The 20,690-nt window shown below is 59.2% G+C and carries 20 protein-coding genes; 4 read left to right on the top strand and 16 right to left on the bottom strand.

What is annotated here, in order from left to right; genetic code table 11:
• A partial coding sequence (locus F8N49_RS12695) for a hypothetical protein (protein WP_218574845.1) occupies positions 1-432 on the top strand: 432 nt, incomplete at its 5' end.
• Positions 433-556: 124 nt separating this feature from the next.
• On the opposite strand, the gene F8N49_RS12690 is transcribed toward F8N49_RS12695, so the two are convergent.
• Complete coding sequence (locus F8N49_RS12690; protein WP_095180453.1) at positions 557-1,279, bottom strand: tellurite resistance TerB family protein; 723 nt, start codon at positions 1,277-1,279, stop codon at positions 557-559.
• Positions 1,280-1,458: 179 nt separating this feature from the next.
• Positions 1,459-1,644 (bottom strand): hypothetical protein, encoded by a 186-nt coding sequence (locus F8N49_RS12685; RefSeq protein WP_041478186.1) that lies wholly within the window; start codon positions 1,642-1,644, stop codon positions 1,459-1,461.
• 403 nt (positions 1,645-2,047) lie between these two features.
• On the opposite strand from F8N49_RS12685, the gene F8N49_RS12680 reads away from it, so the two are divergent.
• Positions 2,048-3,676: a glucan biosynthesis protein D gene (locus F8N49_RS12680; protein WP_151551642.1), complete on the top strand. Its 1,629-nt coding sequence runs from the start codon at positions 2,048-2,050 to the stop codon at positions 3,674-3,676.
• A 199-nt stretch (positions 3,677-3,875) separates the two neighbouring features.
• On the opposite strand, the gene F8N49_RS12675 is transcribed toward F8N49_RS12680, so the two are convergent.
• The 3 genes from F8N49_RS12675 to F8N49_RS12665 form a co-directional block, all read right to left on the bottom strand.
• Complete coding sequence (locus F8N49_RS12675; protein WP_039759093.1) at positions 3,876-4,982, bottom strand: NADH:flavin oxidoreductase/NADH oxidase; 1,107 nt, start codon at positions 4,980-4,982, stop codon at positions 3,876-3,878.
• Positions 4,983-5,248: 266 nt separating this feature from the next.
• Positions 5,249-6,958 carry a single-stranded-DNA-specific exonuclease RecJ gene (recJ, locus tag F8N49_RS12670; protein ID WP_016771527.1) on the bottom strand — a complete coding sequence of 570 codons (1,710 nt, stop codon included), beginning with the start codon at positions 6,956-6,958 and terminating at the stop codon, positions 5,249-5,251.
• Positions 6,959-7,012: 54 nt separating this feature from the next.
• Positions 7,013-7,555: a YaeQ family protein gene (locus F8N49_RS12665; protein WP_007908961.1), complete on the bottom strand. Its 543-nt coding sequence runs from the start codon at positions 7,553-7,555 to the stop codon at positions 7,013-7,015.
• A gap of 146 nt (positions 7,556-7,701) precedes the next feature.
• Here F8N49_RS12665 and F8N49_RS12660 point away from each other — a divergent pair, with 146 nt between their 5' ends.
• Positions 7,702-8,901, top strand: a complete 1,200-nt coding sequence (locus F8N49_RS12660) for a CaiB/BaiF CoA-transferase family protein (RefSeq protein ID WP_122747651.1) — start codon at positions 7,702-7,704, stop codon at positions 8,899-8,901.
• A gap of 221 nt (positions 8,902-9,122) precedes the next feature.
• On the opposite strand, the gene F8N49_RS12655 is transcribed toward F8N49_RS12660, so the two are convergent.
• From F8N49_RS12655 to xerD, 7 genes are all read right to left on the bottom strand, one after another.
• Positions 9,123-9,404: a DUF3509 domain-containing protein gene (locus tag F8N49_RS12655; RefSeq protein ID WP_016771530.1), complete on the bottom strand. Its 282-nt coding sequence runs from the start codon at positions 9,402-9,404 to the stop codon at positions 9,123-9,125.
• A gap of 162 nt (positions 9,405-9,566) precedes the next feature.
• The gene (locus F8N49_RS12650; protein WP_016771531.1) at positions 9,567-9,974 is read right to left on the bottom strand and encodes a response regulator; all 408 of its coding nucleotides are present in this window, start codon (positions 9,972-9,974) and stop codon (positions 9,567-9,569) included.
• A gap of 117 nt (positions 9,975-10,091) precedes the next feature.
• Positions 10,092-11,465 carry a transporter substrate-binding domain-containing protein gene (locus F8N49_RS12645; protein ID WP_073473603.1) on the bottom strand — a complete coding sequence of 458 codons (1,374 nt, stop codon included), beginning with the start codon at positions 11,463-11,465 and terminating at the stop codon, positions 10,092-10,094.
• Between the two features lie 120 nt (positions 11,466-11,585).
• Positions 11,586-12,995: a threonine synthase gene (gene thrC, locus F8N49_RS12640; RefSeq protein ID WP_110646993.1), complete on the bottom strand. Its 1,410-nt coding sequence runs from the start codon at positions 12,993-12,995 to the stop codon at positions 11,586-11,588.
• A 107-nt stretch (positions 12,996-13,102) separates the two neighbouring features.
• Positions 13,103-14,407: a homoserine dehydrogenase gene (locus F8N49_RS12635; protein WP_024011722.1), complete on the bottom strand. Its 1,305-nt coding sequence runs from the start codon at positions 14,405-14,407 to the stop codon at positions 13,103-13,105.
• 131 nt (positions 14,408-14,538) lie between these two features.
• Positions 14,539-15,270 (bottom strand): bifunctional protein-disulfide isomerase/oxidoreductase DsbC, encoded by a 732-nt coding sequence (dsbC, locus tag F8N49_RS12630; protein ID WP_016771534.1) that lies wholly within the window; start codon positions 15,268-15,270, stop codon positions 14,539-14,541.
• A 366-nt stretch (positions 15,271-15,636) separates the two neighbouring features.
• A complete protein-coding gene (gene xerD / locus F8N49_RS12625) occupies positions 15,637-16,533 on the bottom strand; it encodes a site-specific tyrosine recombinase XerD (RefSeq protein ID WP_071174488.1) in 897 nt (298 codons plus the stop codon).
• 108 nt (positions 16,534-16,641) lie between these two features.
• Here xerD and F8N49_RS12620 point away from each other — a divergent pair, with 108 nt between their 5' ends.
• Positions 16,642-18,450 (top strand): sodium:proton antiporter, encoded by a 1,809-nt coding sequence (locus F8N49_RS12620; protein ID WP_151551640.1) that lies wholly within the window; start codon positions 16,642-16,644, stop codon positions 18,448-18,450.
• A 166-nt stretch (positions 18,451-18,616) separates the two neighbouring features.
• Here F8N49_RS12620 and rplS read toward each other — a convergent pair whose 3' ends face one another.
• From rplS to rpsP, 4 genes are read right to left on the bottom strand one after another with little or no spacing between them, the layout of a single operon-like run.
• On the bottom strand, positions 18,617-18,967 hold the full coding sequence (gene rplS / locus F8N49_RS12615; RefSeq protein WP_003175895.1) for a 50S ribosomal protein L19: 351 nt from the start codon (positions 18,965-18,967) through the stop codon (positions 18,617-18,619).
• A 45-nt stretch (positions 18,968-19,012) separates the two neighbouring features.
• On the bottom strand, positions 19,013-19,744 hold the full coding sequence (gene trmD, locus F8N49_RS12610; protein WP_178116975.1) for a tRNA (guanosine(37)-N1)-methyltransferase TrmD: 732 nt from the start codon (positions 19,742-19,744) through the stop codon (positions 19,013-19,015).
• A 23-nt stretch (positions 19,745-19,767) separates the two neighbouring features.
• Complete coding sequence (gene rimM, locus F8N49_RS12605; protein ID WP_016771538.1) at positions 19,768-20,304, bottom strand: ribosome maturation factor RimM; 537 nt, start codon at positions 20,302-20,304, stop codon at positions 19,768-19,770.
• Positions 20,305-20,309: 5 nt separating this feature from the next.
• The gene (gene rpsP, locus F8N49_RS12600; RefSeq protein ID WP_003185073.1) at positions 20,310-20,561 is read right to left on the bottom strand and encodes a 30S ribosomal protein S16; all 252 of its coding nucleotides are present in this window, start codon (positions 20,559-20,561) and stop codon (positions 20,310-20,312) included.
• Positions 20,562-20,690: the final 129 nt, after the last annotated feature.

The raw sequence follows: 20,690 nt of genomic DNA, 5'->3' as shown, positions 1-20,690 counted from the left end.
GCATTTATTCAACGCTGCAGTAAGCACGATTATCGTTTGAATGATCAGCGCAAAGTATTCACGAATGCGAAGATTCGGAGAGACCCAATGAGATCAAAACTCGAATACAAACTCCAACCCATCCGAGTACCAAGCGGCTGGACAATAACAATCAACAATCTGTTTGAGGTGGAGCTGACACCGGAGACTTGCAACTGGTTCTCTAGTTCGGTACTGATCGGAGGAGTCCGCCAGAGTACCGGCCATTGCTTTGACACGAGAGTCGAGCCCGAAGGGGATCCCGACGGAGAATTTGTGATTGATATGCTAACGATCGAATACGATAGAAGAGGTGAGCCAATCAAAAACTCCGAAAAGTTTCTAGGTGAATTCAGAACCAAAAGCAAAATCGAATTCATTGAAAGAATTGAAGACTTTATGATTGAGGCTTGATTACATCATTGTTCACGAATCAAAAAGATTAAAAACGGCTTTCCGAGCTAAATCTGTATTGACGCCTCAATAAGCGACACAGGAAAAATCGCAGCACAACACTGCGATTTCTCACCCCATAGAATCAATCTGCCGCCAACCGCACCTGCCTCTCCAACTCCACCTTCAACCCCGGCTCCAATTTCAACTGCCGCGCCAGTTCATCCAGATAGCTTTTCTCCATAAAATTCTCCTCATCCACCAGCATCACACTGGCGATGTACATCTCCGCCGCCATTTCCGGCGTGCTCGCCGCGCGGGCGACGTCGGTGGGGTCGAGGGGTTTGTTGAGTTCGGCGTGGAGCCAGTGTTGCAGTTCCTGGTCGTTGTCGAGTTTGGTGAATTCGCCTTCGATCAGTTCGCGCTCGCGCTCGTCGATGTGGCCGTCGGCCTTGGCGGCGGCGACCAGGGCTTTGAGGATCGCCTGACTGTGTTCTTCGACTTGCGCGGGTGGCAGGCGGTCGAGCGTTTGTGGTTCGCGTTGTGGTGCGCTGCCTTTCTGAGCGTTGTAGTTGCCGTAGGCCTTGTAGGCCAGCACGCCCAGCGCGGCGAGGCCGCCGTAGATGGCGACTTTGCCGCCGACCTTGCGGACCTTTTTATTGCCGAGCAGCAGGCCCATCGCGCCCGCGGCCAATGCGCCGCCGCCCGCGCCGGACAGCAGGCCGCCGAGGCCGCTGGAGCCAGACGAGCCACCGAGCAAACCGCCCAGTCCGCTGGCAGCCGACTTGTTGGAAGCGCCACCAGTCTTGTTCTGCAGCATTTCCTGCCCGGACTTGAGCAGTTGATCGAGCAATCCACGGGTGTTCATGTTCCGTCTCCAAACAAGGGTTATCCGGATCTAAGGCCCTCAGCCTAGTTCGAAAGTGCCCGACCCCGACCTGCGAGTGTGCTTCGAGATGTTGCTCGCCACTCAGAAGGGCATGTTTCGAGCGTTACGCAAATGAAAAAGGGGCAGGCTTCTCGGCCTGCCCCCTTCTCCCCTCCCCCTTAGAATCGCGAAACACTCCGCATCGCATCCACCAGATAGCGCATGGCGATCCGGTCGCTTTCCGATAGCTCTCGATAACGCTCCACCAGCTTCAATTCTTCGGAGTTGAGACGGCGTCTTCTGCGCCCGCCGCCCAAGCAAGGGAAGATGCCCAACATTTCGGTGATGCTCTGTATTTTTGCCATGGACGATGTCCTTCTCTATTGAGTCAAGAAACTGCTGAACCTCACATCGCCCTGCCTCTTCGAGCAGCGTCGTGTGCCCCGCCGGCACGAAGGCTTGTATCCGGTCTTGCCCATAGAATAGGAATTAAATCGGCGTTGAAAAGTGGTTTTTAGAGTAATTAATCGAAAAAAGCAGATATGCCCTCTAAATCAGAGAACCCTGTCAGAAAAATTACAGACATGTCTTGTTTCATTGCCAGATGACTCAACGCAAACAAGCCTTTTTGCCCGACAATCGAACCGATTAAGCTAGCGGGCATCTGTTTATAGTCCGTTGCGTTTGGCCGAAGGCATGACCGAACCGTAATTTCCGATCCGACAGGTGCCAGGAACGGCGCTGGATTGCACACGACAGGTTGTATTTATGCACCGCAGGAATTTGCTCAAAGCGTCCATGGCCATTGCGGCCTATACCGGTCTTTCCGCGTCGGGCCTGTTGGCCGCCCGCGCTTGGGCAGCCAATGGCGCCGCCGCCGATGGCGAGGCCCAGGCCTTCGATTTCGAAGCATTGAAGCGTCAGGCCAAGCAGCTCGCCGGCAGTGCCTATCAGGATACGAAACAGGTGTTGCCGCCAACCCTGGCGACCATGACTCCGCAGAACTTCAACGCGATCCGCTACGACGGCGAGCATTCCTTGTGGAAGGAAAACAAAGGTCAGCTGGACGTGCAGTTCTTCCACGTCGGCATGGGTTTCCGTCAACCGGTGCGCATGTACAGCGTTGATCCGAAGACGCGCATGGCGCGCGAAGTGCACTTCCGCCCGGCGCTGTTCAATTACGAGAACACTTCGGTCGACACCCAGCAGCTCAAGGGCGACCTGGGTTTTGCCGGCTTCAAACTGTTCAAGGCGCCGGAGCTGGATCGGCATGACGTGGTGTCGTTTCTCGGCGCCAGCTATTTCCGTGCGGTCGATGCCACTGGCCAATATGGCCTCTCGGCGCGCGGCCTGGCCATCGACACTTACGCGAAGAAACGCGAAGAGTTTCCCGACTTCACCAAGTTCTGGTTCGAGACGCCTGACAAGAACGCCACACGTTTTGTGGTCTACGCCCTGCTCGACTCGCCGAGCGCTACTGGCGCCTATCGCTTCGACATCGATTGCCAAGCCGAGCGCGTGGTCATGGAAATCGACGCGCACATCAACGCACGCACCACTATCGAACAACTGGGCGTGGCGCCGATGACCAGCATGTTCAGCTGCGGCACCCACGAACGGCGCATGTGCGACACCATTCACCCGCAAATCCACGACTCCGATCGCCTGGCCATGTGGCGCGGCAATGGCGAGTGGATCTGCCGTCCGTTGAACAACCCGGCGACGCTGCAATTCAACGCATTTGCCGACAAGGACCCGAAGGGTTTCGGCCTGGTGCAGACCGACCACGAATTCGCCAACTATCAGGACACTGTCGACTGGTACAGCAAGCGCCCGAGCCTGTGGGTAGAACCGACAACCGCATGGGGCGAAGGCTCGATCGATCTGCTGGAAATTCCTACGACCGGCGAGACGCTGGATAACATCGTCGCCTTCTGGACGCCGAAGAAACCCGTGGCTGCCGGTGATTCGCTGAACTACGGGTACAAGCTGTACTGGAGCGCGCTGCCACCGGTCGGCACGCCACTGGCACGGGTGCACGCTACGCGTTCGGGCATGGGCGGCTTCACCGAGGGTTGGGCGCCGGGTGAGCACTACCCGCCAGTCTGGGCGCGCCGTTTTGCCGTGGACTTCACCGGTGGCGGCCTTGAGCGCCTGCCACAGGGCACCGGGATCGAGCCAGTGATTACCTGTTCCAACGGCAAGGTGCAGGACTTCAGCGTGCTGGTGCTGGATGACATCAAGGGTTATCGGATCCTGTTCGATTGGTACCCGACCAATGACAGCGTCGAGCCGGTGGAACTGCGCCTGTTCATTCGCACCAATGACCGCACGTTGAGCGAGACCTGGCTGTACCAGTATTTCCCGCCGGCGCCGGACAAGCGTAAATACCCTTGAGGTTTTGTAGCGCCTGCCAGTGCCTCATCGCTGGCAAGCCAGCTCCCACAGTGGTGAGTTGATCACAAGACCTGTAGTCGACTCGAACCTGTGGGAGCGGGCTTGCCCGCGATGACGGCAGCGCAGACAGCGAGGCCGGACCAGACAAACCAAAGCCCCGACCCTCACCGGCTCGGGGCTTTTGCTTTCCAGCCTTCAATCAATCGCGCAAATCCGATTCATGAATCGGCTGATCCCGATGGGTCGCGCGCTGATACTGCGCCGGCCACACTGCTTTGCGCCCGCCCAGATCATCGTCGGCGTGCAGCGGCCAGTACGGATCGCGCAGCAGCTCTCGGGCGAGGAAAATGATATCGGCCTGACAGGTACGCAGAATGTGCTCGGCCTGGGCGGGCTCGGTAATCATGCCGACAGTGCCGGTGGCAATGCCTGACTCTTTGCGTACCCGCTCGGCAAAGCGCGTCTGATATCCGGGTCCGACCGGAATCTCCGCGTTTGCAGCTGTCCCTCCTGAAGACACGTCAATGAGATCGGCGCCCAGCGTGTGAAGGCGCCGCGCCAGTTCCACGGTTTCGTCCGGATTCCAGCCGTCTTCGACCCAATCGGTCGCCGAGACGCGGACAAACACTGGCAATTCCTCCGGCCATACCGCCCTCACCGCTTCAGTGACTTGCAGCACCAGACGGATGCGATTCTCGAACGAACCACCGTACTGATCGCGACGTTGGTTGCTCAGCGGCGAAAGAAACTGATGCAGCAGATAGCCGTGCGCGGCATGCACCTCGACCACGCTGAACCCCGCCGTCAGCGCGCGCTTGGCCGCGTCGACAAAGGCCTGGATCACTTCGGCGATCTGCCCTTCATCGAGCTGTTTCGGCTGGGTGTGCTGCGGATCGAAAGCAATCGGCGATGGCCCGACCGGGGTCCAGCCGCCATCCTCGGGTTTGACACTGCCATGCTTGCCGATCCACGGCCGGTGGGTGCTGGCCTTGCGCCCGGCGTGGGCCAGTTGAATACCGGCGACCGCACCCTGGGCGGTGATGAAGCGAGTGATGCGTTGCAGCGGTTCGATCTGTTCGTCGTTCCACAGTCCAAGGTCTTCGGCGGTGATGCGCCCGTCGGCGGTCACCGCCGTGGCTTCGGTGAAAACCAGACCGGCACCGCCCACCGCGCGGCTGCCCAGGTGCACCAGGTGCCAGTCGTTGGCCAAGCCGTCGACGCTGGAGTACTGGCACATCGGCGACACGGCGATGCGGTTGGGCAGGGTCAGTTGGCGCAGGGTAAAGGGTTCAAGCAGCAGACTCATGGGGCACCTCTCGAATCAGTGGGCAGGCTCCAGGGTTCTGTTTGAAAAGTCGACGAGTGACAGAAAAAGGGTGCAGCACCCGCCCCCGCGGGCAAAAATTCGACAAGACGTCACAAGGCCAATCAAGCAGTGCTTAGAGCCTAGTCGACAACCGGAGATGACGGAGGGTTCAGAGTAATTCTGTGTGTGAAAGGACGCTTTCGCGAGCAGGCTCGCTCCCACAAGGAAGCACCGTACCTGTGGGAGCGAGCCTGCTCGCGAATGGCTTAACGCGGTTCGATGTGGGCGATCATCAACTGCACAGTCTCGTTGCCACGAAACTCGTTGACGTCGAGCTTGTAAGCCAGTTCAACCCATTGAATCGTCGGGTTCGGCCACACATCGCGATCAATGCCAAATGCGATGCCATCGAGTTTCACCGAGCCGCATTCGCTTTTCAGCACCACTTTCAAATGCCGTTCGCCAACCACGCGCTGCTCGACCAGTTGAAACACACCGTGAAACAGCGGCTCGGGAAAATGCTGCCCCCACGGCCCGGCGTGGCGCAAGGCGCGGGCCAGTTCGAGGTGGAATTCTTCGACGGCCAGCGTGCCGTCCGACAACATGCGCCCGGTGAGGTCTTCTTCGCGAAGTTGCCTACGCACTTCAGCGTCGAAAGCCTCGGCGAACAACGGAAAATTCTCCTGCGGCAAGGTCAGACCAGCGGCCATCGCGTGGCCACCGTACTTGGCGATCAGGTTCGGATGCTGCGCCGCGACCACGCTCAGCGCATCGCGAATATGGAAGCCCTGCACCGAGCGACCGGAGCCTTTGAGCAGACCATCACCGGCATCGGCAAAAGCAATGGTCGGGCGGAAATAGCGCTCTTTCATGCGCGAAGCGAGAATGCCGATCACACCCTGGTGCCACTCCGGGTCGAACAGGCACAGACCGAACGGCATCGACTCGACCGGCAGATCCTTGAGCTGCGCCAGCGCTTCGCGCTGCATGCCCTGCTCGATGGATTTGCGATCCTGGTTCATGCCGTCCAGTTGCGCAGCCATTTCCCGCGCCAGATTGGCGTCGGCGGTGAGCAGACATTCGATGCCCAGGCTCATGTCGTCCAGACGTCCGGCGGCGTTCAGGCGAGGGCCGACGATAAAACCCAGGTCGGTGGAAGTGATCCGCGCAGCCTCTCGCTTGGCGACTTCGAGGATCGCCTTGATCCCCGGCCGCGCCCGGCCGGCGCGAATCCGCTCCAGCCCTTGATGCACAAGAATGCGGTTGTTGGCATCCAGCGGTACCACGTCAGCGACGCTGCCCAGCGCCACCAGATCGAGCAGTTCGCCGATGTTCGGTTGCGGTTTGCTCTCGTACCAGCCGAGGCTGCGCAGACGCGCACGCAACGCCATGAGTACGTAAAAGATCACTCCGACGCCGGCCAGCGCCTTGCTCGGAAACTCGCAGCCCGGCTGGTTCGGATTGACCAGCGCATCGGCCTGCGGCAGTTCATCGCCGGGCAAGTGGTGGTCGGTGATCAACACTTTCAGTCCGGCGCGCTTGGCCGCCGCGACGCCTTCGACGCTGGAGATGCCGTTATCGACGGTGATCAATAGTTGCGGTTCACGGGTCAGCGCGACTTCGACGATTTCCGGCGTCAGGCCATAGCCGTATTCGAAACGGTTCGGCACCAGATAATCGACATGCGCAGCGCCCAGCAGGCGCAGGCCGAGTACACCGACGGTGCTGGCGGTGGCGCCGTCCGCATCGAAGTCGCCGACGATCAAAATGCGCTGGCGTTGCTCCAATGCCGTCACCAGCAGGTCAACCGCCGCATCAATGCCTTTGAGCTGCTGGAACGGGATCAAGCGCGCCAGACTTTTGTCCAGCTCCGCTTCCGATTGCACGCCCCGCGCCGCGTACAGGCGGGTCAGCAGTGGCGGCAGATCACCAAGGAAAGGCAGCGTGGCAGGCAGTTGACGAGGTTCGATACGCATGGGGCGACGGAGGCTTCTCTTTGATTCGTGGGAAATATCAGCGGTGTCACGACCTCAGCCGCGCTCACCTTGCAGCCACTGCAACTGGACTTCGTGCTGACCGCGGTCGTCGGTGACGAAGATTGTGCCTTCGCTGATCATCACGTCCCATTTGATAACGCGCGGCATGTCCTTGGCGAGGGTCTCCAGCACTTCCTGCGGAACAGCTGCGATGTTGACGTTTTTCAGGTTCTTGATCGCCGGGATCACCTTGGTTTCCCAGACACGCAGGCTGCCGTAGGCCAGCAGGCTGGTGCGTTCAGTGCGGCGCGAGCACCAGGTCAGGCGATCGGCATCCGGCTGACCGACTTCGATCCAGTGCAGGACACGGTCGTCCAGGCTCTTTTCCCACAAGGCCGGTTCATCCACGTCTGACAGACCACGGCCGAACGACAGCTGCTCGTTGTACCAGAGCGCGTAGGCCAGCAGCCGCACGGTCATGCGTTCTTCGGTTTCCGAAGGATGACGGGCGATGGTCTGCTTGACGCTTTCGTAGACGCTGCGGTCGAGGTCGGTGAGGTTCAGTTCGAATTTGTAGGTAGTGGACGGCTGTGCCATGAACGGGCTTCTTGATACGAGGAAAGTCGGCAAGTCTAACCGATGCCGCAGGCAATCATCGAATTGATGGCAATCCAGCTGCGGCGTCTGACAGCCGGCTATGTTAAAACCCTGTATCCGTTCAGCCTTGTCCTACAGGATTTCGCATGCCGTTCACCAGCAAACCGCTCTCGGGTCTGAAAGTCATTGAATTGGGTACGCTGATCGCCGGGCCGTTTGCCTCGCGCATTTGCGGCGAATTCGGCGCCGAGGTGATCAAGATCGAATCGCCGGACGGCGGCGATCCCCTGCGCAAGTGGCGCAAATTGTACGAAGGCACCTCGTTGTGGTGGTTCGTCCAGGCGCGCAACAAGAAGTCGCTGACCCTCAATCTGAAACACCCCGACGGTTTGGCGATCCTGAAACAACTGCTGGGCGAAGCCGACATCCTCATCGAGAATTTCCGCCCCGGCGTCTTGGAAAAACTCGGTCTGAGCTGGGAAACCCTGCACGCCCTGAACCCGAAACTGGTGATGGTGCGCCTCTCCGGTTTTGGTCAGACCGGGCCGATGAAGGACCAGCCAGGTTTCGGCGCGGTCGGCGAATCCATGGGCGGCCTGCGGTACATCACCGGTTTCGAAGATCGGCCACCGGTGCGTACCGGGATTTCCATCGGTGATTCGATTGCCGCGCTGTGGGGCGTGATCGGTGCGCTGATGGCGCTGCGTCATCGCGAGGTCAACGGCGGGCTGGGCCAAGTGGTCGACGTTGCGCTGTATGAAGCTATCTTCGCGATGATGGAAAGCATGGTGCCGGAGTTCGACGTGTTCGGTTTCATCCGCGAGCGCAGCGGCAACATCATGCCGGGCATCACGCCCTCTTCGATCCACACCAGCGCCGACGGCAAACATGTACAGATCGGTGCCAATGGTGATGCGATCTTCAAACGCTTCATGCTCGTGATTGGCCGCGAAGATCTTGCCAACGACCCACTGCTGGCCAGTAACGACGGGCGTGACAGTCGCCGGGACGAGTTGTATGGCGTGATTGATCGCTGGGTCAATTCCTTACCGCTGCAGACTGTTCTCGACTTGCTCAATCAGGCCGACGTACCGGTCAGCCGGATCTTCAGCGCCGAGGACATGTTCAACGATCCGCAATATCTGGCGCGAGAGATGTTCCTGCATGCCAAGTTGCCGGACGGCAAGGACTTCAAGATGCCCGGCATCGTGCCGAAACTTTCCGAAACCCCAGGTTCATCCGAATGGGTCGGGCCGCAGTTGGGCGAACACAATGCGCAGGTGCTCGGCGATCTGGGCTATGACTCGGCGCAAATCGCTCGGCTGCGTGAAGACGGGGCCATTTGAGCAGCGCCGGGCGCTTCGGTTTTTCAAGCCATAGCCGCGCATTGAGCAAACGCCGGGCAAAAGAAACCCCGAGAAGTGGGGAGACGACTCGGGGTTAAACGGGGTCTGCTTCGAGACCCGTAGCAGCAAGCGACAAGCACCGGAGCACAATGCTTGATCTCGCTGTTATGGGGTCTGACTGACAGGGATGCAGGAAGGTTCCCACAAAAAATATTTCATCTTTACAGGGCCGGACGCTTGTCCAGAGCTGCATTGCGCAACGCCGCAATCACGCAGGGTTCCAGCCGTCCTTCGGCGATCATCACGTCACGGTGCAGGCCGTCCACCACGTCGGTCAGCAAGCGCTTGTCGCTCAACTGGGCCTGATTGAATTCGCGTTCCACCACAATGGCGCCGCTGCTGTTCTTCAGCGTCACCAGACATTCACCATGGCTGCCGCGAGGGGTCAGCGTCACCTGATACGGGCTCAGAGCCTCACCGAGCAATAGACTGATACTTTCCATCTCGATCTCCACTCAATAGTCCGAAAACACAGTGCCTGGGGCGTGTTCACATTAAATGACCACCGGCCCGAGAAGAAAGTTCTGCCTGTCGCGTCCCAACCTTGCGGGTCCGCGTCTGACAGAGCATGCACGGCGAAGATGACAGAAAAATATTCGCCGGTTTCAGGCCTCGATGAGCTCCTGCGGGGTGATCAGATAACTGTCCAGCAGACCTCTCATTAACACCGCCGAAACCGGCGTTTGCAGCCGTCCCAGCAGGCGCAGGCGTTGCTGGCGGAGCAGCGGCTCCAGATCACTCATCAAACTCTGCGCGACCGAGCCCAGCAGAATCAGGGCACGCGCCTCATGGTGCGCCGCCAAGTGATGAATCAAAGCCAGCCCATCGCCACCCTTGAGCTGCGGATCGCAGATGGCGATATCGACCGCGCCGCGATGCCCCAGTGAACTCAAGGCTGACGCCAGCGAAGGCGCGGTCAATACATCGTAGATGCCGATGGCATTGAGCATTTGATGCAATGCCATCAGCTGAAACGGGTTGGGTTCAAGAATCAGGACTTTAAGCGAGCGCATGGGCGACCTCTGGAGCGATCATCGCGGACTCTCACCGCAGTTGTCGTTCACTCTAGGGCAGGCGTCTTAAGCCTCCCATCAGAAAAGTAGCCGCGTCTTGCAGGACATTTCCCTTCTTTACGGCAGACAGCGACACCCGCTCTCGGTCCTGCGCTGAGTGATATCGGTCCAGCCACCCAACAGGCCGCGCAATTTACCGTCACCGCTGTAAAACGGCACGGTCCACTGATACACCTCGCGAGACCCGCCCTTGAACAGCAGTTGTCGTTTGCTGAAGCGCGACTTGCGGGTCTGCAACTGGGCGATGAATTCATCGTGCAGCATCCGCGCAGTGGTTTCCGGAAACGCATCGACTTCGATCAGCAGGCGCCCCTGCATCTGGTCCAGGCGCACCGACAGTGCTTCCTCGTAACTGCGATTGCAGATGATCAAGCGCCCGTGCAGATCACGGACAAACACCGGATCCGGCATCGAATCGATCAGGGCGTGCTGAAAGGCCAGTTGATCACCCAGCTCCTTTTCCGCTGCGCAGCGCAGCTTGATTACGGCTGCCAGACGCCTGTTCCACACCAGCGACAGCATTCCGAAAACGCCGATTACCCCCATCGCCCAACATGCCCACTCGACCAGCCGTTCCCAGACGGAGGGCACGGGCGGCGGCGAAACGCCTGCCAGCCACTTGAGACGCATCGCCCGCAACTCCGCCGCAGGGAACGCTTCCAGCGCCTTGTTGAGAATACTCAGTAGTTGCGGCATGCCTTTTCGTACAGCCAGATGATCGGCTTCCCACTTGCCCTCTACCAGGGCACCGACCTTGAGCATGCCTAACGGATAGAGCTGCGCGCCGATTTCGTTTTCGATGGTTGCGTAGGCTTCACCGCTCTCGACCAGCGCCCGCGCTTCGGCGTAGGTTTTCACCGAGCGTATTTCAATCGACGGATAATCGCGGCGAATCGCATCCTCCAGGGCATGACGGGCGGGCAGCACCAGAACGCGCTTGGCCAGTTGCTCGAAAGACTCCACCCGCGGGGTATTGGCATGTCCGACAAAAACCCAGCCTGCCCCTCCAAAAGCATGACTGAAATCGAGAAACGCCTTGCGATCATCACTCATGGCCAAGGTCGTACTGATGTCCGCGACCCCGCTTTGCAGGCGATCGAGCATATGGTCGGTAGAAAACGATTCCTGGTGCTCGAATTGCAGGCCGGTCATTGCGCTGACGCGCTTGAGCACATCGTTGTTCAGACCGCTCCACTGGCCATGTTCGTCCTGAAACAGGTACAACGGATATTGCACCGATGCCACCGTCACTCTGGGGTTGTCACGTATCCATTGCTGCTCGTGCGCATCCAGCTCGATAGCCTGGACACTGGCTGACGCATTGGCCTGATCGAGTGCCATTTGCGCTGCCACGCCGCTGTGTGTCCACCCCAGCACCGCCAACAAAAACAACCAGCCCAGTGCCGGTTTCAAACCTCTGTAAAACAGCATTGCCATTTCCTTCGTGATCAACTCACCCGTCCTTCGTGGGTGAAAACCCGAGCAGTGTGGCAGCAGAAACAAAAAAGCCCGTCAGGAGACGGGCTTCAAAATGTGACAGCTTTTACTGGCTTAGAGCGGCTTGCCGCGGTTGCCATGCTGGCTGACAAAGGCTTGCACGGCTTTCAGGTCGTTTGGCAGAACCGTGCAGCGCTCGTTTCGCTCAAACAAATCAGAAAGATGTGCAGGTAGTTCGAGCGCTTTTCCTACACCCGCTTTCTCCACTGCCTCAGGAAACTTGACCGGATGGGCAGTACCCAGAATGACCATCGGAATATCCAGGCTGCGACGGCATTCGCGCGCGGCTTTCACACCGATGGCAGTGTGCGGGTCGAGCACCTCACCGGTTTGCTCGTAGATGTCGGCGATGGTTTCGCAGGTCTGCGCATCGTCCACCGCCAGCGAATCGAACAGCTTGCGTGCTTCGGTCCAGCGCTCTTGCTCGACGCTGAAACTGCCGTCCTTTTTGAACGAGTCCATCAGGCCGGCAATCGCCGCACCGTTACGCCCGTGCAGGTCGAACAGCAGGCGCTCGAAGTTCGACGAGACCATGATGTCCATCGACGGCGACAGCGTTGCGTGCAGGGTTTCCTTGACGTACTGGTTGCCGCTCATGAAGCGGTGCAGGATGTCGTTGCGGTTGGTCGCGACGATCAACTGGTTGATCGGCAGGCCCATGTTGCGCGCCAGGTAACCGGCGAAGATGTCGCCGAAGTTACCGGTCGGTACCGAGAACGACACCGAACGCGCCGGACCGCCCAACTGCAGGGACGCATGGAAGTAGTAAACGATCTGGGCCATGATCCGCGCCCAGTTGATCGAGTTCACCGCCACCAGACGTGTGCCTTTGAGGAAGCTCTGGTCGGCGAAGCTGTTCTTGACCATTTCCTGGCAGTCGTCGAAGTTGCCTTCGATGGCGATGTTGTGGATGTTCTCGCCGAAGATCGTTGTCATCTGCCGACGCTGCACTTCCGATACGCGCTGATGCGGGTGCAGGATGAAGATGTCGACGTTTTCGCAGTGCTTGCAGCCTTCGATGGCCGCAGAACCGGTGTCACCAGAGGTGGCACCGACAATCACCACGCGCTCGCCGCGCTTTTCCAGCACGTAATCGAGCAGACGACCGAGCAGTTGCAGGGCGAAGTCCTTGAACGCCAGGGTCGGGCCGTGGAACAGCTCAAGCACCCATTCATTACCGTTCAACTGACGCAGTGGCGCCACGGCGCTGTGCGCGAACACGCCGTAGGTTTCTTCGAGAATTTTCTTGAAATCGGCATCCGGAATGCTGCCGGTGACAAACGGGCGCATCACCCGGAAGGCCAGTTCGTGATACGGCAGGCCGGCCCAGGAAGCGATTTCTTCCTGAGTGAAACGTGGCAGGTTTTCCGGGACGTACAGACCGCCGTCGGTCGCCAGACCGGCCAGCAGGACCTCTTCGAAATTCAGGGCCGGGGCCTGGCCGCGAGTACTGATATATCGCATTTTTTTCAAACCTTCGGTTTGAGCTGCAAGCTGCAAGCTGCAAGTCGCAAGTAAAAGCCAGACTGCTTCTCTCTTGCCACTTGCCGCTCGAAGCTTGCCGCTGCTTTTTAGTTCAAATGTTCGACACGGATCCGTACAACCGGGCCGTCGACGCCAGCCAGTGCTTCCAGCGCGGTGATCGCATCGTTGATGCGCTGCTCGACCACGCGGTGGGTCAGCAGGATCATCGGCACCAGGCCGTCATGCTCTTCGACTTCCTTTTGCATGATCGATTCGATATTGATGCCGCGCTCCGACAGGATGCTCGCCACCTGCGCCAGTACGCCCGGATGATCCTTGGCGTGAATGCGCAGGTAGTAAGCGCTTTCGCACGCTTCGATCGGCAGGATCGGATGCGCCGACAGCGAGTCCGGCTGGAAGGCCAGGTGCGGCACACGGTTTTCCGGGTCGGAAGTCATCGCGCGAACCACATCGACCAGATCGGCGATCACCGAGGAAGCGGTCGGCTCCATGCCAGCGCCGGCACCGTAGAACAGCGTCGAACCGGCGGCGTCGCCGTTGACCATCACTGCGTTCATCACGCCGTTGACGTTGGCGATCAGGCGATCGGCCGGAATCAGCGTCGGGTGCACGCGCAACTCGATGCCGGCGTCAGTGCTGCGCGCCACGCCGAGGTGCTTGATGCGATAGCCCAGCGCTTCGGCGTAGTTGACGTCGGCGGTGGTCAGTTTGGTGATGCCTTCGGTGTAAGCCTTGTCGAATTGCAGCGGAATGCCGAAGGCAATCGACGCGAGAATGGTCAGCTTGTGCGCGGCATCGATGCCTTCGACGTCGAAGGTCGGGTCGGCTTCGGCGTAACCCAGCGCTTGCGCTTCGGCGAGTACGTCTTCAAACGTACGGCCCTTCTCGCGCATTTCGGTGAGGATGAAGTTGCCGGTACCGTTGATGATCCCGGCAACCCAGTTGATGCGGTTGGCGGACAGGCCTTCGCGGATCGCCTTGATCACCGGAATGCCACCGGCCACCGCTGCTTCGAATGCCACGATCACGCCCTTCTCGCGTGCCTTGGCGAAAATCTCATTACCGTGAACGGCTATCAGCGCCTTGTTCGCGGTGACCACATGCTTGCCATTCTCGATGGCCTTGAGTACCAGCTCGCGGGCAACGGTGTAGCCGCCCATCAGCTCTATGACGATGTCGATCTCAGGGTTCGTGGCCACTTCGAAGACATCGTTGGTAATCGCAATACCGGTCGTCTGGAACTGAGGCTTTGGCGTGCGCGTGGCAATCTGTGCCACTTCGATTCCACGCCCGGCACGACGAGCAATTTCCTCGGCGTTGCGCTGAAGTACGTTGAAGGTACCGCCACCGACGGTCCCTAACCCACAGATGCCTACTTTGACCGGATTCACTGTGAACTCCCCATGAAACGGCCGACGCAGGGTCGGCCGGAAAACAACCGCGTGCTCGCGGCTCTCTGTTGATGGCCCGGCGCTGTTGCCGCCGGACCACGATCGTCAACGGTTGCCCGTGACGATGCGAATTACTTCGCGCCCAGCGCCAGTTTGGCGACTTGTGGCGCCGGCTGGTAGCCCGGAATGACCTGGCCGTCGGCCAAAACGATGGCCGGTGTACCGTTCACGCCGATCGACTGACCGAGGGCGAATTGCTTGGAAACCGGGTTATCGCACTTGGCGGCCTTGATTTCCTTGCCATCGACCATTTTGTCCATGGCGGCTTTCTTGTCTTTCGAGCACCACACTGCTTGCAGCTGCTCGTCACCCGGCGAATTCAGGCCCTGGCGCGGAAACGCCACGTAGCGCACTTCAATGCCGCGCTTGTTCAGCTCTGGCACTTCGGCGTGCAGTTTGTGGCAGTACGGGCAAGTGGTGTCAGTGAACACGGTGATGTGCGATTTGGTCTCGCCCACGGCCGGGTAGACAACGGTTTCGGCCACCGGGATGGCATTGATCAGTTTGGAAATGCCCAGGCGTTCGGTCTTCTCGGTCAGGTTGACCGGTTTGCCATTCGCCAGCTGATACAGGTTGCCCTGCACGATGTACTGGCCATCGGCGCTGGCGTACAGCACGCGGCTGCCTTTGAGTTTGACTTCGTACATGCCAGGCAACGGGCTGGCACTGATGCTCTCGACCGGAACCTCGAGTTCGAGTTTTTCCAGGCTTTGACGAATGGCTTTGTCAGCCGCGTCGTCGGCGACGGCAAAGGTGCTCACCAACGCAATGGCGGCGGCGGCGAAAATCTGGGTCAGACGCATGAGTACTCCTGAGGGCGGGCCAATGAAACGGTCAGAACGCCCGTGCGAAACACCGGGTCATAACCGTCCATCGTGCAAACCGGCAAAGCCTAACACATAAGGTCACGAGGGCCGAATGCGCCTGTCGCCACACACTCATGTGCAACTGACACATCTTCATGCTTGTACAACTGACCCACGACCACATGTGGCTGACACGCATTATTGTGGCGAGGGGATTTATCCCCGATCGTTTGCGAAGCAGCCCTGAACCATCCACCGCGATCTTCCAGTCAAAATCGAGCCAGCCGGGTTTGCGACTGCTGCGCAGCCGAACGGGGAGAAATCCCCTCGGCACAGGTCAGTGTTTCAACATTATGGGATGTGTCAGCCGCGTGGGTGGTGCTTGGCATGCAAGTCCTGCAAGCGGGCGCGGGCGACGTGGGTATAGATCTGCGTCGTAGACAGGTCGCTGTGGCCGAGCAGCATCTGCACCACGCGCAAGTCCGCGCCATGGTTGAGCAGGTGTGTGGCGAACGCGTGGCGCAAGGTGTGCGGCGACAGCGACTTGCTGATCCCGGCGACCTTGGCCTGATGCTTGATGCGATGCCAGAACGTCTGCCGGGTCATCTGCTCGCCGCGCTGGCTGGGGAACAGCACATCGCTGGGTCGCCCACCGAGCAATTCACCACGACCATCACGCATATAACGCTCGACCCAGACAATCGCCTCCTCGCCCATCGGCACCAGACGCTCCTTGCTGCCCTTGCCCATCACCCGCAATACGCCCTGGCGCAGGTTGACCTGCTCCAGCGTCAGGCTGATCAGTTCGGTCACCCGTAGGCCACAGGCGTACAGCACTTCCAGCATCGCGCGGTCGCGCTGGCCGATGGCTTCGCTCAGATCCGGCGCCTTGAGCAGTGCTTCGACATCGGCTTCCGACAGCGACTTGGGCAACGGCCGACCCAGTTGCGGCATGTCGACGCGCAACGTCGGGTCGACGCTGATCAGTTTTTCCCGCAACAGATAGCGATAAAAGCCACGCACCCCGGAGAGAAATCTCGCGGTGGAGCGCGGCTTGTAGTTTTGCTCCAGCCGCCACGCTAGGTGATCGAGGATCAATTCGCGACCGGCATTGATCAGTTCGAGATTTTTTTCCTGCAACCAGCCGTTGAACAGCGCGAGGTCGCTGCGATAGGCGTCGCGGGTGTTGTCGGACAGGCCTTTCTCCAGCCATAAAGCGTCGAGAAATTGATCAATCAGCGGATGGTCGATGGCAGGCATGGGTGCTCGGGGCAGGCAGTTTTTAACACTGCACGCAAATAGACAGTGAACGACGGGAATGGCCGCTAGTCTTTCATAGCCAGCCAGATCAAGGAACAGGGAGCATCAATGAACGAGCAGCAAATTCTCTTGGCATTTGGCGGGATCGGCGCGGCGGCGCTGGGTTGTCAGTGGCTGGCATGGCGCCTGAAGCTGCCAGCCATTCTTTTTTTGTTGCTGACCGGCATTCTTGCAGGCCCGGTGCTGGGTTGGCTCGACCCGCAGGAAATGTTCGGCCCGCTGCTGATGCCACTGGTGTCGCTGGCAGTGGCGCTGATCCTGTTTGAAGGCAGCCTGACCCTGCACCTGTCGGAATGGAAAGAGATCGGCAGCGTCGTCCATCGCCTGGTGACCCTCGGTGCGATCTCGACCTGGATCGTCATCGCGGTCGCCACGCACTTTCTGCTGGGCTTCGACTGGATGCTGGCGATTCTGTTTGGCAGCCTGACGCTGGTCACCGGTCCGACCGTAATCGTGCCGATGCTGCGGGTGGTGCGGCCAAAAGCTTCGATTGCCAACATCCTGCGCTGGGAAGGCATCGTCATCGATCCGATCGGCGCTCTGCTCGCCGTCGTGGTGTACAGCTTCATCATCGCCAGCGCTGAAGGCCATGGCCTCAAGCAAAGCCTCTTCACCTTCGGCGGGGTGATTCTCTGCGGCACCGTGTTTGGTGTCGTCGGGGGTTGGCTGCTGGGGACGGTGATCCGGCGTCAGTGGCTGCCGGAATACCTGCATAACCTGGCCTCCCTGGCAGCCGTGCTGGCGATCTTCATCGGTGCCAACCAGGTGATGCATGAGTCCGGACTGCTGGCGGTGACCCTGATGGGCATGTGGCTGGCCAACATGAAAGGCGTGGACGTGCGGCACATCCTGCACTTCAAGGAAAACCTCAGCGTATTGCTGATTTCCGGGCTGTTCATCCTGCTCGCGGCGCGCCTGGACCTGGACGCTTTGCTTGGCCTGGGACCGCTGGTGTTGATTCTGCTGTTGGTGATCCAGCTGATCGCCCGTCCGTTGAATGTTTTGCTCAGCACCGCCGGCTCCAGTCTCAGCTGGCGTGAACGGGCGCTGCTGTGCTGGATCGCGCCGCGCGGGATCGTCGCTGCGGCTGTCTCGGCGATTTTCGCGATTCGCCTGGATGAATCCGGACATGAAGGCGCCCTGCTCCTGGTGCCGCTGACCTTTGCGGTAATCATCGGCACCGTGGTTTTGCAAAGCGCAACGGCTCGACCGCTGGCACGGCTGTTAAAGGTCGCCGAACCGGCGCCGAGCGGTTTTCTGATCGTTGGTGCCAATGGCCCGGCCCGCGCATTGGGCAAGTCGCTGCAGCAACTGGGCAGTCGCGTACTGCTGACCGATTCGAGCTGGGAGAATATCCGCGCGGCACGCATGGAAGGCTTGCCGACCTATTTCGGCAACCCGGCGTCGCAGCATGCTGACGCGCATCTGGACCTGGTGGGGTTGGGGCATTTGCTGGCGCTGTCACCGTCGGGCGAGCTGAACACATTGGCGGCGATGCGCTTTCGTCATGACTTCGGTCATCAGCGCCTGTTCGGTCTGGCCAGCGGCCATGAAAGCCGCCGCAGCAATAAACATCGGGCGAGCCTGGAACACCGGGGCAATCAGTTGGGCAGTGAGGCACTGACCTATTCGAAACTGGCCGGCCAGATGGGCCAGGGTGCCGAGCTGTACAGCACAACCTTGACGGATGGGTTTGGCTGGGATGATTACCGGGCGCTGCACGGCAATCGCGCAACTTTGCTGTTCATGCGTGATGACAGCGGCTGGGTGCATGTGGTGACGCCGGAAACGGCGCTGAAGCCTGGGGCTGGATGGACGTTGCTGGCGTTGATTCAACCAGAAGGTTCCAGCGCCTGATGGATCGATTCGCTAGCAGGCTCGCTCCCACTGTATTCCTGTGGGAGCGAGCCTGCTCGCGAAGGCCGCGACTGGGTCACAGACAGACTGAAGATCCTTGCAGCACAAATCCCGGGCAACAAAAAAGCAGCCCGTAGGCTGCTTTTTTCTGCATCGGAAGCTGGGCTTAAGCCAGTTTTTCCTTGATGCGTGCTGCTTTACCCGACAGGTCGCGCAGGTAGTACAGCTTGGCTTTACGTACGTCACCGCGACGTTTAACAGCCATGCTGTCGATCTGCGGGGAGTAGGTCTGGAAAGTACGTTCTACGCCAACACCGTTGGAGATTTTACGAACGGTGAACGCACTGTTCACGCCGCGGTTACGCTTGGCGATTACAACGCCTTCGAACGCTTGCAGACGGGAACGATCGCCTTCCTTCACTTTCACCTGAACGACAATAGTGTCGCCTGGGGCGAAGGTAGGGATTTCTTTGGTCATCTGCTCTGCTTCGAGTGCAAGGATGATTTTGTTGGTCATGCTGTGCTCCTAAGGTAAATCGTTCGATCTACCATCGATACGTTGTTAACTATCGTCCCGCTCGCGGATGTATTCCTCGAGCAGCTTCTTCTCTTCTCCAGAAAGCGAGCGGCTTTCCAGAAGATCGGCGCGTCGTTCATAGGTCCGACCAAGGGACTGCTGTAAACGCCAACGCCGGATATGCGCGTGATTGCCACTCAGCAACACGTCGGGAACACGCTGATCCGCATACACCTCCGGTCGGGTGTAGTGCGGGCAATCCAGCAGACCATCCGTAAAGGAATCTTCCTCAGCGGAATCCGCATGCCCTAAAGCTCCAGGCAGCAGTCGTGTAACCGCATCGATCAGGACCATGGCCGGCAGCTCGCCACCAGACAGTACATAGTCGCCAATCGACCACTCTTCATCGACATGAGCCTCAATAAAGCGCTCGTCAATGCCTTCGTAGCGGCCGGCAATCAGGATCAATGCATCCGATTGTGCCAGCTCGCGTACCGCCGACTGAGTCAGTTGACGGCCTTGGGGGGACAGGTAAATCACCTTCGCCGCCTCCCCGGCTGCTGCCTTGGCCTGAGCCAGCGCATCTTCCAGGGGCTTGATCTTCATCACCATGCCCGGACCACCGCCAAACGGACGATCGTCCACAGTGTGATGCCGATCCGTCGTGTAATCTCGCGGATTCCAACAGGTCAGCTGCAAGAGCCCCTGTTTGACCGCACGACTGGTGATGCCGTAATCGCCAATGGCGGAAAACATCTCGGGAAACAAACTGATCATTTCTACGCGCAAGTTAGCCACGTTCAGAAGTCCGCGTCCCAATCCACCTTCATCTCGCCCGCTTCCAGGTCGACGGCCAACACGCATTGCTCCGTATAGGGCAACAGGCGTTCGCGATCATCCAGGCTGCCAGCGCAAGGCTTGACGACCATTACATCATTGGCGCCGGTTTCCAGAAGATGATCGATTTTCCCGAGCAGTTGCCCAAGGGTGTCGATGACCTTCAGACCTTCCAGCTGGTACCAGTAGTACTCGCCTTCGGTCAATTCAGCGAACAGGTTGCGCGGCACGCAGATCTCATAACCGGCCAGAAGACGAGCTTCTTCACGATCATCGAGACCCTTGAGCTTGGCGACCAGGAACTTGTCGCTCCCGCGTCCACTGACCAGCTCGACCTGTTTGACATTGCCTTCGCGCTTGAGCGTCCAGGTTTTGTACTGCAACAGGTTTTCAGTCGGATCAGTAAAGGAATAAACCTTCACTTCGCCGCGAACGCCATGAACAGAATAAATTTTGCCAATAACGATCAAATCATCGGCAGGGGCTGGCGTCGCGTTCATATTGCTCAGGCCGCAGCCTTGGCAGATTCCTTCAACAACTGAGCAACGCGCTCAGAAGGTTGTGCACCAACGCTCAGCCAGTAGGCAACGCGCTCTTGGTTCACGGACAGACGGATTTCCTGACCACGGGCAACAGGGTTGAAGAAACCAACCTGTTCTTTGTGGGAGCCGTCACGCGGGTTACGCGAGTCGGTTACGGTCAGGTGGTAAAACGGGCGCTTTTTGGAGCCGCCAAGGGCAAGACGGATTGTTAGCATGTGAACATCGTTCCTGTAGTCGGTGCTGCAAATCTAAATGCACAGCGGGCATGGGTGCCCGAAAGGCCGCATATTCTAAGGAATATCCGGACTTTTGCAAATGACTTTTTCCGGCGCCCATGGCATGCC

Origin of the sequence: Pseudomonas sp. GXM4 (genome assembly GCF_008923895.1) — a bacterium.
GTDB lineage: Bacteria > Pseudomonadota > Gammaproteobacteria > Pseudomonadales > Pseudomonadaceae > Aquipseudomonas > Aquipseudomonas atacamensis.
The sequence above is the reverse complement of the archived record's forward strand: the minus strand, read 5'-3'. Positions and strand labels throughout refer to the sequence as shown.